Raw genomic sequence first — 13,933 nt, forward strand, 5'->3', positions numbered from 1 at the left:
CTCAATATTCCTTCTCGTAGAAGATGCCGCCCTTGGCTTCGCCGGCGTCGGTCGCCTCGCCGCGCAATTTGACGCCGCGCCCGACATTGAGGTCGATGGTCGCCTTGCCCGATCCCGGCTTGTCGCCCTTCTGGATGGTCACATAGGTGCGGTCGTTGAGATACTTGCCAGCCGAGACCGCCGTGCCGCCCTGGTCGTCTGTGGTGACGTCGAGATCGTCGACACCGATGGCGCTGCGCAGATTCTCCAGCAGTGACGTCGAACCGCCGACGCCAGCCAATTGTCCGGCGGCCTCGGCCAGCTGCGCGATCTGCAACGGCGACAGGTTCGACATCGACCGCCCGAAGATCAGCTGCGCCAGCACCTCGTCCTCCGGCAGTGCCGGCACCGAACTGAAGGTGAATTTGGGATTGGTCGCCTCGCCCGACACCACGATCGTGACGGTGGCGCCGGTTGTCGTCGTTGTCGCCGTCAGGTTGAGGTAAGGCACCAGCGAACCGGAGAACCCGACCGTGCCTTCGGTGAAGGTCAGCCGCTTGCCGAGGATCGACAGCCGGCCGCGCTGCAAAGTGAAGGTGCCGACCGCCTGCGGCGAAGAGGCAGGGCCGGTCAGTTTGAGCGAGCCGCCGAGTTCGGCGTCGACACCCCTGCCCTGGATGAAGATCTGGTTCGGCGCATTGACCGTGACATCGAGCGCAAGGCCGCTGCCACCGCTCTTGCCGCTGGTCGTCGCCGGGCGCAGCGCCTTGTCCTGCGCCTTGACCGGGCCGGGCGCGTTCTTGTGCTTGACGTCGAGCGCCGCGAGCGAGCCGGGCAATTTGTCCGGAACCGTGATGACGGTCTTGGCCAGGTTGACGGTGCCGGCAACCACCGGCGCCGAAGTCAGCGGCCCCTTGATCGTCAGGTCGCCGCCGAGGTTGGCGGTCACGACGCGTCCATCCGTGTAGCGGCCGTCGGTGAGCTTGATCGACAGGTCGGCCGGGAACCCTTGCGCCGGATTGATGCCGACCGTACCGCTGGCCGACAGGCTGCCGCGCGTCGACAGCGTTCCGGTCAACCGGTTGATCCTGGCGACGCCGTTGCCGATCGAGACGTCGGCCGCGATATCGTTGACGGCAAGGCCCGAGCGTGCGTCGACCAGACGCGCGCCGGAGGTTCTGACGCTGCCGCCGATCACCGGAGACGTCGCTGGACCGCGCACCTGGACATTGACGTTGGCGTTGCCGGTCAGCGACAGGCCCTGCGCGGCAAGCTTCTCGCTGAGGAGGCCGAATGGCACGGCACCGTTGAAGTCGAGCGCCAGCGCCGGCGTGCCAGCCGTCGTCACAGTGCCGCCGCCCTTGAGGCCAAGCCCGGCCCCGTCGCTGACATTGGCGTCGAAGGTCAGCTTGTTGCCGGCAAAGCTGCCCGACGAGGCAACGCTCACCGCGCCGACACCGGCGCCGCGGGTCTGCGACGTCTGCACCCCGGCCGCGTCGATGTTGAAGGCAACGGTGGGGCTCGCCGGTGCCCCGGTCACCTTGACCGTGCCGGAGATGGAACCCGCCGCATCGAGCCCGGGCGAGAAACTGTTGGCGAGCGACATCGGCACGCGCGCCAGCACCGCATTGATGTCGAGCGCCTGGCCGACCTTGCCGGTTACCGTCGCGGTGCCGCCGCCAAGGTTGAGCACCAGCCTGTCCAGCGTCGTCGTGCCATTGGCGATGCTGACGGTCGAGGCCTGGGCGATAGCCGCCTTGATGCCCTGGACGGTCGCCTGCCCCGAAGCGAGCTCGATGGTCGTCGTTCCGCCGGCCACCTTCACCCGTCCGGCCGCCCTGGCCGGAATGCCCTTGACCGTGGCGCCACCGGAAAAGCCGGTCCAGTCGCCATCGCGCTTGAGGTCGACGTCGATGCCGCTGATCACGGTGCCGCCCGACGTGACGGTATCGGCGCGGACTTTCCCGGAGATCACCGGCGCCACGAGATAGTTGGCGATCAGCGCATCGACCGAGACGGCCTTGGCCTGAAGGTCGCCGCGCACGATCGAGCCGGTCGTCGCCTTGACGATGACTTGGGGTGCGCCGCCGTTCTTCGAGAAGGCAATGGTGCCGCGCACGTCGCCCTCGGCCTTTTCCAGCGCCAGGGCGGCGAGCGGCCCGATGTCGGGCAGGTCGAGCGAGATGGTGCCTTCGGGCACGAATTTGTCGTCCAGCGCCAGGTCGCCGGAGATCCTGTTCTTGCCCAGCGACAGGAGCAGCCCATTGATGGCGCTCTTGCCGTCCGCCGTTGCCAGCACGGCGCTCCCCTGCAGCGCCTGGCCGGCGACATTGCCGGTGAGCTGCACATTGGCCGCCGGATTGGCGGCGTCCGCCTTGCCGGTGGCGGTGAGCTTCAGCCCGGTAATCTCGCGCTCAGCCACGACAAGCCGATCGCTGTTGACCGTCAGCGACAGATCCGGCGCGATGGCCGGCCCCTGAGCGTTCAGCGCGAAGGCAATCGCGCCCTTGGCATCCTTCGACAGCGGCGAGATATCGGCAAGAACGCCGGTAATGTCGGCGGCCACCTTGTTGTAGGCAAGGCTCGCCTGCCCCTGTGCGGTCAGTCCGCCCGACACCAGCTTCAGCCCATCGACACTTATGGCACCTTTGGGGTCGCGTTTCAGCGCGGCGCTTATCTGCGCGCGTTCACCAAGCATGCCGCGCGCCGCGGCCGGCAAGGCCGAGGACGGCGCATCCGCATTCAGCTTGAGATCGATGGCGCCGTCACGCAGCGATACCTGGCCGGCGACCTGGCTGCTCAGCGCATCGCTTTTCAGCGAACCGCTGTCGATGGCGACGGCGTCGGCGCTGAGCCGCGCGCTGAGCGCCGCCGTGACCTTGCCGGCGATGAGCGGCGCGATCGTGGGATTGTCGAGCCCAACCTTGTCCACCGATACCGTTCCGGAAACCGGCCCGGCGCGATTCCCGAGATCGAACGCGTCCGAGTGCAGTGTCAGGGTAAGCCCGTCCACCTTCGCGGGGCTGGTGACGACCGAGGGCAGGATCGCGGAAAAATCCAGCCTGGCATGGGTGCTTTCGCCGGCGATTTTGGCCGACACCGATCGGACCTCGATCTTGACCGGGCTCTCCGCGCTTCCGAGCGTCAGCGGTAGACTGGGACCCGATGAGGTCAGATCGATCGCGAAATCGCTGGCCCCGTTCGGGTTGATGGTGCCGGCGGCCTGGCCGGAGACCTTGTCGCCGGTGAGGGTGGCATGATCGAGGGCGACGCCGCCGGCAATCGTATAGCTGCCGACCGCTTCGACGGCGAGTGGTCCAAGCCCTGCCTGTCGGGTCTGGCTGGTCTCGGCGCCGGCCAGTTTCGCGTTGAACCGGATGTCGGGAGCGGCCGGCGCTCCGCTTACTTCAGCGATACCGTCAAGCGTTCCCGCGGCCTCCAGGCCGGGCAAGAACGCATTGGCAAGCGTGGCGGGCAAAGCTGAGACCCGCGCCGCGAGATCGAGCGTCTCGCCGGCACTGCCCGACAGCGCCACTCGGCCGCCGCCAATATCAAGCGCCAGCTTGTCGATGTTGGCCGTGCCGTTGGCGATGGTCAGAGCCGACGGTTCGGCAATCGCCGCCTTGATGCCGCGAACGGTGGCCTCGCCCGACGCAATCTCGACGCTGGCGGTGCCCTGGGCGATCTTCACCCGGCCGGCGGCGGTCGCCGGAATGCCCGCTATGGTCGCGCCGCCGCTGAAATTGGTCCAGTCGCCGTCGCGCTTGAGGTCGACGCCGATACCGCCGATTTCGGTGCTCCCCGAAGTGACCGCGTCGGCCTTGATAATGCCCGAGATCGCCGGCGCCTCGAGATAATTGGCGATCAGCGCATTGATGGCGATCGCCTTGGCCGTCACCTCGCCACGCGCCACCGACGTGCTCTTGACATCGATGGCAATGGAAGGCGCGTCGCCGTCCTTGGCAAACAGGATGGTGCCGTTGATGTCGCCGGTCACCGCCTGGCCGGCGAGCGCGGCCAACTGGTCGATGGCAGGCGCGGCGAGCGTCAGCGTGCCCAGGGGCCTGAACTTGTCATCCAGTGCCAGGTCGCCCGAAACCTTGTTGTCGCCCAGCGAGACCAGGAAGCCGTTGATCGAACGCTTGCCCTCGCTGGTCACCAGGGCCGCCTTGATATCGAGAGGCTGGTCGTTGACGGCGCCGGTCAGCGAAACGTTGGCGGAAGGGCTCGTTATGTCGGCCTTGCCGCTCGCGGTCAGCTTGATGGCCTTCACCGTGCGGCCCGAGGCGGTCAGGCTGTCGCTGTCGGCGGTAACGGTGAAATCCGGCGCGGTGATCGCGCCGGTCGCCGACAGCGCGAAATCGACCCCCCCGGCAACCGGTACGCCGACCGTCGGCGACAACACCGAAACGTCGCCCAACTTGCCCTTGATGTCGGCCTGGATGTCCGTGCCTTGCATGCTGGCCGTACCGCTGGCGCTGAGCGATCCCGAAGTGAGTTCGATCGAGTTCGCGGCGAAAGACCCCTGCGGATCGCGCGATGCCGTGGCCGAAAATTTCACCCGTCCGCCGAGCACCGAGGCGATCTGCTGCGGGAATGCGGTCGCCACGGCGTCGGCATTCATCTTGAGCTGCATCGACATGTCAGCGAGCGCCACCGTCGCCGTCAGCGACGCATTGAGCGCATCGGAACGCAGCGTGCCCTGATCGATGGCGATGGCGTCCTTGCTGACTGACCCGGCCAGATCGACATGGACCTTGCCGGTGATTAGCGGCGCCAACGTCGCGACGTCGCTTTTCAGACCGCCCGCGTCGAGCTTGACCGTGACCGGGCCGGAGCGATTCTGGATATCGAAGCCGTCGGAATGGATTTGCGCCGCCAGATCGTCCAGCCGCGTGCCGCCGGCGACGATCGAAACGAAGGAAACGCCGATATCGACGATCGGCGCCTTGCCGTCGCCGAAGGCGCGTGCGGTGGCGTTCTTGATCGCGAGCGTGATAGGCTGCGCCTTGCTGCCGACGCTGATCACCACGGGCGGGCCCTTGGCGGCGAGTTCGACCGACAGATCGCTGGCACCGGCGGGATCGGCGATGCCGGAGGCGGCCCCGTGCACCGCATCGCTCTCGATGCTGGCCCTGTCGATGCTGATACCGCCAGCCGACGTGGCGGTGCCGGCGACATCGAAGCTGGTCTTGCCGGCAAACAATGGCTTCAGGTTTTCCGGCAGGAAGCGCGCGAAATCGCCGTCGCCCTTGGCCTCGACATGATTGCCCTTGTCGGTGAGCTGGTGGCGGCCGGTGAGTTGGGTGACGATCTGATGGTCGACGAGGAAGGTGCCGACACCGCTCCAGTTGGCGAGCGGCCCGCTGCCCGAAACCACGATATCGACCGGCGGCGCATCCGGCAGCTTGAGCAAATTGGCAATGATGCCGCCGGCCGGCTCCGACGCCTTGAGGTCGAGGTCCAGCTTGTTGTCGGCGGGCGCGAAATGGATCTTGGCGTCGACATTGCCCTGCTTGCCGTCGTGGCGGGTGACGTTGAGCGCCGTCTCGACCGCCAGTGGCGCGGCATCGGCCTTGAGCATTCCCTTGGCCGCGAGCTCGGCAATGCCGCTGCCGGCCAGCTGCTCGCCGAGCGCGATTTCCGGCAGGTCGATCTGCTTGATGTCGATGGAGACCGGCAGCGTCGTCGTGCCGCCCTGCGCTGGCGGCTGCGAACCGGCCACCGGCAGGCGCGCCAGTTCGATGCGCTCGGCCGCGATCCGCCCGGCGCTGAAGCTTTTCGACAGCAGCGCCGTCGGCGACCAGTCGACAGCCACCTTGCGCGCCACCAGCCAGGCACCCTCGCGGTCCTCCAGCACGACATGGTCGACGCTGAGATTACCCGACCAGATGCCGTCGATGCCGCTGACGGTGACCTTGCTGTCGTCGCTGGAGGCCAGACGCGAAATGATGCCGGCGAGATTGTCGCGCCCGCGCTCGGTCTTGGTCAGCACGATGAGCGCGCCAATGGCGCCCGCGACCACGATCAGCAGCGTATAGAGGACAATGCGAAGGATGCGCCGGACCGTCTTCATTTCAAAACGCCTGTCCGATGCCGGCATAGATGCCGAAATGCGGGTCGCCGGGGTCGCGGTTGAGCGGCACGGCCGCGTCGATGCGCAGCGGACCGAACGGCGTGACATAGCGCAGGCCGACACCGGCGCCGACCTTCACGTCGGAGAAGTCGGGAACCGACTTGGTCGACACCGTGCCGGCATCGACGAAGGGCACGATGCCGATCGTGTCGGTGACGGCGATGCGCATCTCGACAGAGGTCTCGAAGAACGACAGGCCGCCGATCGGCTGGCCGTTGAAGTCCTTGGGGCCGATGCCTTGATAGGCATAGCCGCGCACCGAGCCGCCGCCGCCTGAATAGAAGCGCCGGTCGGCCGGCACGTTCTGCAGTCCGGTACCGACGATCGAGCCGACGGCGACACGCTCGGCAAGCACGAACTTCGAGGCCGTGTCCAGCGACTGATAGGCCGATCCCTCGCCCTTCAGTTTGAGGAAGGCGGCACCACTCAATATGTCGTAGCTGGGCTCCGCATAGGCAAGCACTCTAAAGCCGCTGGTCGGGTTCAGCCTGTTGTCCCGGTTGTCGTAGACATATTGCAGCGGAATGCTGGCGATCAGGTATTTGTGCTTGCCGAAGGCGTCATGGATGCGTGAGTAGTCGAGCGCCACTTCCGCCGACACGGTCTGCTTCTTGTCGAGTTCGTAGGAGAGCCCGGTGCTGCCCTTGACCGAGAAATGGTCGTACGCGTCCGGATGCTCCAGCACCGTCTTCACGCTGGCGAAGAACTTCGATGCCGGCCCGATCACCCCGGGTTTCTCGAACATGATGCCGGCATTGTAGTTGAGTTCCGACAGATTGTTGCTGCCGATGCCGCTGATAGCGCCGTCGATGCGCAGCTTTTCGGCGTGGCCAAACAGGTTGCGATGGCCCCAGTAGCCCTCCAGGCCAAGCCCCTCCGTGTTCGAGAACGTGCCGCCCAGCCCGAAATAGCGCGGCTTGCGCTCGCTGACCTGCACGCCGATCGGGATGTTGCCGTCGGCGTCGAGCTTGTCGGCTTCCTTGAACGTCACGCTGTTGAAGACCTCGAGCGCCAGCAGCCGGTCGCGCGCGTCGCTGATCTCCTGCGGCGAGTACTGCCGGCCGCGCTTCAGCCCGGTCATGTATTCGGTGAAGTCGCGGTCGACCTTTTCCGTGCCTTCCACGGTGGTGGCGCCATAGCCGGCGACCGGCCCGGCGGCGACCGTCAGCGTCACGTCGAGCGTCGAGGTGGCATGATCGGCGACGATCTGCCGGTCGGTGACCTTGGCCAGCGGCCTGCCCTGCTCCTTCAGCGTCCGCACGATCAGCGCCTCGGCCTTGAGCACGGCGCCCGACCCGGCGTCGCCGCCTGATATCAGGCCGTAATCGGCGCTCATCAGCCCCGCCGCGTCGCCCTCCAGCCTGATATTGCCGAGGGTGAATTTGGGACCGGCGGCGACAGTGATTGCCACCGGGATAGGCTGTGGCCCCTTGAACTCGGCGTCCGGCGGCAACTCGTCGAGCGGCTTGCCTTCGATGGTGATGGTGACGACGCCCTCATACCGGGCATCGGCGTAAAGTGCGGCGACCAGCTGTTCACGGTCGCCGCGCGCCTTCGCCATCAGCCCGAGCGAACCCGAGACCGGCCGGTCCTCGTCGCCTTTCAGCGCCGAGGCGTTTTCGAGCTTCTTGACGAGGTCCTTGTCGGCATCGGGCGCGGAGATGGTCACCGCGTAGCGCAGCGGATCGACAATGTCGGCGTCCTCGTCGCTGGACGACCCCCAAAGCTTGATGCCGAAAAGCTCGAACGCGGCCGCGTGCCTCGATTGGCAAAGCAGCGCCGTCGAGCACATCATGGCCAAAAGCAGGGCGCGCGGAAGGGCGCGCCCTGGCGCTCTCCTTCCTGACATCTGCTTTTCATGCGCCGGCATTAAGACAACCTAGGTTACAAAACTAAAATTGGAATGAAGTTCTGAAGCGCTCGTAAAGGGGCCACAATCCAATTGTCTGAAATAGGGCGGGCTTGGAATTCACACCTTCTGCGTTTCCGCAAGAATGCGTGATCCCCTGTCCTATGGAGGTTACTGTCCGCATACCGGTCCTCGGCCGGAAAATAAACCGTTGGCAGGCGGCAACCTGCCGCGTCCGCGCGTTGACAAGCCCGACTGAAGCTTGAACATGCCCGGACGTCTGCAATTGTCTGGAGGGTGTAATGGCAATGCGCGCGGCTCGTGGTCTGTCGATTCTCGTCCTTCTTTTCCTTGCCTGGGCCAACGCCTTAGCCTGGAACGGCGTCGCGCAAGCGGCCGAGGCCCGGCGAATCGCAACGACGGACAATTCCGATTATTTCGGCTTCGATCTCCGGTCCGACCAGAACGTCACGCTCGACCAGTGCAAGACGACGTGTCTCGGCGATCCGGCTTGCCGCGCCTTCACCTACAACACCAAGGCAAAATGGTGCTTTCTCAAATCCGACTATAACCAGTTGAAATCCTTCAACGGCGCGGTCGCCGGCAAGGTCGTGAACATCGACGGCGATCCCGATATCGGCGCGCCGCCGGAACTCGCCTTCTTCCCCAACTGGATGGCCGACCAGGCCCAGCAATACCGCAACAAGCTGCTCGGCCCCGCCTTCGACAAGCCGGCCGAGGGCATGGCCGCGCTGACGAATGCCGCCGAACAGGCCGTGCTGACCGGCGACCATCGCTCCGCCATGCAGAAATACGAGTCCGCGGTCTCGGTCATGCCTGACGACGGCCAGCTCTGGCTCAGGCTGGCGCGCGAAACGCTGGCCGTGCAGCCCGCCGCCAACACCTCCGAGGCCTCGACTTTGCCGGCAAACGGCACGTCGGCCGCTTTCAACGCCTACAAGCTGCTGCGCACCACCAGGACGCGCGCCGAAGTGCTGGCGTTGCTTGGCAATGGTCTCGACAAACGCGATCTCTACCGGCCGGCGCTGCAGGCCTATGAGGCCAGTCTTGCGCTGGAAACCTCGCCCGCGGTCCAGGCCGAATATGCCGATCTGAAGGCCCGCAAGGGGTTCCGCGTCATCGATCACTCCGTCGATGCCGACACCAGCGCGCCGCGCATCTGCGCGCAATTCTCCGAGGAACTGGTCAAGACCGGCGTCGACTACGCGCAGTTCGTCACCGTCGACAACGCCCCGCCGAAGGGCGTCGAGGCCAAGGACAAGCAGATCTGCGTCGAAGGGCTCGAACACGGCCAGCATTATGACGTCACCTTCCGCGCCGGCCTGCCGGCCGCGATCGGCGAAGTCACCGCCGCCCCCGTGGTGCTGTCGATCTACGTGCAGGATCGCGCCCCCTCCGCCCGCTTCACCGGCGACAGCTTCGTGCTGCCGGCCGGCGCGCGTCGCGGCATTCCGATCGTCACCGTCAACATGAATGCCGCCGAGATGAAGCTCTACCGCATCGGCGACCGTTCGCTGGCGCAGCTTCTGTCGGGCTACCAGTTCCTGCACCAGCTCGACGGCTATGACATTTCCAACATTTCCGAGCAGATGGGCGAGCCGGTCTGGAAGGGCCAACTCGACATCGTCAGCGACCTCAACAAGGAAGTCACCACCTCCTTCCCGGTCGACGAGGCGCTGCCGCAGCGCAAGCCCGGCGTCTATGTGCTGACCGCGCAGCCCGTCAACGACAAGAGCGACGACTACGGTTCGCTGGCCACGCAATGGTTCGTCGTCTCCGACATCGGCCTCTCGACCTATACCGGCCAGGATGGGCTCAATGTCTTCGCCCGTTCGCTGGGCTCCGCCAAGCCGATTGCCGGCGCCGAACTGACGCTGGTTGCCAGGAACAACGAGGTTCTCGGCACCGCGACGTCGGACGCGAACGGCCACGCCGTCTTCAACCCCGGCCTGACGCGCGGCGACGGCGGCATGGTGCCGGCCGTGCTGATGGCCAAGCAGGGCGACAATGACTTCGTCTTCCTCGACATGGCCAAGGCCGGTTTCGACCTGTCCGACCGTGGCGTCACCGGGCGTGCCGCCCCCGGCGCGCTCGACGTCTATGCCTGGACCGAGCGCGGCATCTACCGCGCCGGCGAGGACGTCCATGTCGCCGCACTTGCCCGCGACGGCGCGGCCAAGGCGGTCGAGAACCTGCCGCTCACCTTCATCTTCTCGCGCCCCGATGGCGTCGAGGACCGCCGCATCGTCAGCGACGGCGTCTCGGCCGGCGGCCACGCCGTCGACCTGCCGCTCGAACCCAACGCCATGCGCGGCACCTGGTCGGTGTCGATCCATACCGACCCCAAGCAGCCGGCGGTCGCCAGCCAGATGTTCCTGGTCGAGGATTTCGTGCCGGATCGCATCGAATTCGACATGAAGGCCGACAAACAGGAGATTGCGCGCGGCGAGACCGCCAACATCAACATTGACGGCCGTTTCCTCTATGGCGCGCCGGCGGCGGGCCTGGCGCTGGAAGGCGAACTGACGCTGTCGACGTCGCGCGACTGGGACCGCTTCCCCAACTTTTCCTTCGGCCTCGCCGACGAGCAGTCGGCCGAGCCGACGGTCACGCCGCTCACCGATCTGCCGGTGGTCGGCGATGACGGCAAGGCGACCTTCCCTGTTACCGTCGACCAGTTGCCCTCGACCACCAAGCTGGTCGACGGCAAGGTGACGGTGCGCATGCGCGAAACCGGCGGCCGCGCGATCGAACGCTCGCTCAACATCGGCATCCGCCCGCAAGGCCATATGATCGGCATCCGTCCGGATTTCGCCGATGGTGAAGTGCCGCAGGGCGGCACGGCCAAGTTCAGCCTGATCGCCGTCGATCCCGACGGCAAGCGCGAGGCGCTGAAAGGCGCGCAGTGGTCGCTGGTCAAGGTCGAACGCAATTATCAGTGGTACCGCTCCAACAACTCCTGGAACTACGAGCCGGTCTCCCTGACCAAGTCGATCGCCAACGGCCAGATCGACCTCGGCGCCGATGGCGACGCCACCGTCTCCGTTCCCGTCGACTGGGGCCAGTACCGGCTCGAGGTCGAGACATCCGATCCCGAAGGGCCGGCGACCAGCTATGAGTTCGACGCCGGCTGGTATGTCGCCTCGACCACCACCGAGACACCTGACGGCCTGGAGATTGCCCTCGACAAGGACAATTATGCCGCCGGCGAAGTGGCCAAGCTGAAAATCTCGCCGCATTTTGCCGGCGAACTTCTGATCAATATCGGCTCCGACAAGCTGTTGAAGACCATCACGGCGACCATACCGGCCGGCGGCAGCACCGTCGACATCCCCGTCGGCGACGATTGGGGCGCCGGCGCCTATGTCACGGCAACCCTGTTCCGGCCGGGCGACGCGCAGGAAAGCCGCATGCCGGCCCGCGCCATCGGCGTGAAATGGCTGACGGTCGATCCGGGCGCCAAGAAACTCGCCGTTACGCTGACGCCGCCGGAAAAGACCGTGCCGCGCCAGCAGCTGTCGATCCCGGTTTCCGTGGCCGGCGTACAGCCGGGCACCAATGCCTATGTCACGGTTGCCGCCGTCGATGTCGGCATCCTCAACCTGACCAACTACAAGGCGCCGGATCCGGAGGACTGGTTCTTCGGCCAGCGCATGCTGGGCATGGAGATCCGCGACATCTACGGCCGCCTGATCGACGGCTCGCTGGGCACCACCGGCAAGCTCAGGACCGGCGGTGACGGCGCCAACATGCAGACGCAAGGCAGCCCGCCAACCGAAAAGCTGGTCGCCTTCTTCTCCGGCATCGTCCTGCTCGACGCCGACGGCAAGGCGCGGATCGACTTCGATATCCCGCAGTTCAACGGCACCGTGCGCGTCATGGCCGTCGCCTGGACCAAGGAAGCGGTCGGCCATGCCCAGGCGGACGTGATCGTGCGCGATCCCGTCGTCATCACCGCCGGCCTGCCGCGCTTCCTGGCGCCCGGCGACAACGCCGTCATGCGGCTCGACGTGGCCGACACCGACGGCCCGGCCGGCGACTATGCGCTGTCGATCGACACCACCGGCGACCTGTCGACGGGTGACAAGCCCCTGCCCCAGAAGCTGACGCTCGCCCAGGGCAAGCGCCAGACCTTGACCGTGCCGCTGATCGCCGGGACGGCGGGCAATGCCTCGCTCACCATCAAGCTGGCGCATGCCGACGGCACCAAGGTCGAACAGACGCTCTATGTGCCGGTGCGCCCGGCCCAATTGCCGGTCACCACGCGCCTTGTGGTCGACCTCAAGGGCAATGGCGGCGCGCTACGCGTCGACAAGGAACTCTTGGCTGCCAGCCTGCTCGACGGCGCTTCGGTCTCGGTCGGCGTTTCGCAGGCGGCGGCCTTCGACGTGCCTTCGCTGCTGATGACGCTCGACCGCTACCCCTATGGTTGCGCCGAGCAGACCACCAGCCGCGCCATGCCGCTTCTCTACGTCAACGAGATGGCATCGGGCGTCGGCATGGAAAGCGACCCGGACCTGCATGGCCGCGTCCAGGATGCGATCTACAAGGTCCTGAGCTACCAGTCCTCGAGCGGCAGCTTCGGCCTGTGGGGCCCGGGCTCCGGCGATCTGTGGCTGGACGCCTACGTCAGCGAGTTCCTGACCCGGGCGCGGGAGCAGAAATACGACGTCCCGAGCCTGGCGATGAACCAGGCCCTCAACAACCTGCAGAACTCGCTCGGCTACGACCAGAGCGTACAGGATCGCGGCAGCGAGATTGCCTACGCGCTCTACGTGCTGGCCCGCAACAAGAAGGCCTCGATCGGCGACCTGCGCTATTACGCAGACACGCAGCTCGAAGCCTTCTCGAGCCCGATGGCCGTCGCCCAGCTGGCCGCGAGCCTGGCGCTCTATGGCGACACGCAGCGTTCGGAGGCGACGTTCAAGACCGCGCTGCAGCTCGCCAAATCGAGCAGCGACTACGACTGGTACCGCTCCGACTACGGCTCGGCGCTGCGTGACGGCGCGGCCATGCTGTCGCTGGCGGCGGAATCGAAGCCGGTATCGACCATCGTGCCGGAGCTGATCAAGCTGGTGACCAGGAAACGCGCCGAAGCCCGCTGGACCAGCACCCAGGACGATTCCTGGATGCTGTTGGCGGCCCGTGCGTTGAAGGAGGGCAACGACTCCATCACGCTGACCGTCAATGGCGCGCCGCATTCCGGCGGCTATTCCAACCAGGTCAACGGTTCCGAGCTGGTCGACAGTCCGCTCGAAATCGCCAACACCGGCAAGACCCCGCTGCAGGCCGTCGTCACCACCGTGGCCTCGCCCATCCAGCCCCTGCCGGCCGGTGGTGACGGCTTCACCATCAGCCGTACCTACTACAAGCTTGATGGCACCGAAGCCAATGTCACGGAGGCAACCCAGAACGAACGCTATGTCGTCGTGCTCAAGGTCACCGAGCAGAACAGCTGGCCATCGCGCCTGCTGGTCACCGACCTATTGCCGGCCGGCTTCGAGATCGACAATCCGGGCCTGGTTTCCAGTGCCCAGTTGACGAACTTCTCCTGGCTGGCACAGACCGACGCCGCGCATCTGGAATTCCGCGACGACCGTTTCGTCGCGGCGTTCAACCCGGCCGACGGCGACCACGACCACAATCTGACGCTCGCCTATGTCGTGCGCGCCGTGACGCCGGGCACCTACGCCCATCCGGCGGCAACGGTGGAGGACATGTACCGGCCGCAATATTCGGCCCGTACCGCCACCGGCATGATGGAGATCAAGGCGCCGTAAGGTGCCTTGGCGGATATGAACGTGAGGCTAGCGCTGCCCCTCATTGCCCTGCCGGGCATTTCTCCCCGTATAGTGACGGGGAGAAAGGGGCTAGCGCCGACCGCCGCGACAGCTGCCTTCTCCCCGTCACTATACGGGGAGAAGGTGCCGGCAGGCGGATGAGGGGCA

3 protein-coding genes are annotated in these 13,933 nt (G+C 66.1%); 1 reads left to right on the plus strand and 2 read right to left on the minus strand.

The window, feature by feature from the left end; translation table 11 throughout:
- Position 1: 1 nt before the first annotated feature.
- Complete coding sequence (locus tag FJ948_RS04630) at positions 2 to 6,055, minus strand: translocation/assembly module TamB domain-containing protein (RefSeq protein ID WP_140701989.1); 6,054 nt, start codon at positions 6,053 to 6,055, stop codon at positions 2 to 4.
- A 1-nt stretch (position 6,056) separates the two neighbouring features.
- Positions 6,057 to 7,985: an autotransporter assembly complex family protein gene (locus tag FJ948_RS04635; RefSeq protein ID WP_140701990.1), complete on the minus strand. Its 1,929-nt coding sequence runs from the start codon at positions 7,983 to 7,985 to the stop codon at positions 6,057 to 6,059.
- A gap of 281 nt (positions 7,986 to 8,266) precedes the next feature.
- Here FJ948_RS04635 and FJ948_RS04640 point away from each other — a divergent pair, with 281 nt between their 5' ends.
- A complete protein-coding gene (locus FJ948_RS04640) occupies positions 8,267 to 13,765 on the plus strand; it encodes an alpha-2-macroglobulin family protein (RefSeq protein ID WP_140701991.1) in 5,499 nt (1,832 codons plus the stop codon).
- Positions 13,766 to 13,933: the final 168 nt, after the last annotated feature.

Origin of the sequence: Mesorhizobium sp. B2-3-12 (genome assembly GCF_006442205.1) — a bacterium.
Taxonomy (GTDB): domain Bacteria; phylum Pseudomonadota; class Alphaproteobacteria; order Rhizobiales; family Rhizobiaceae; genus Mesorhizobium.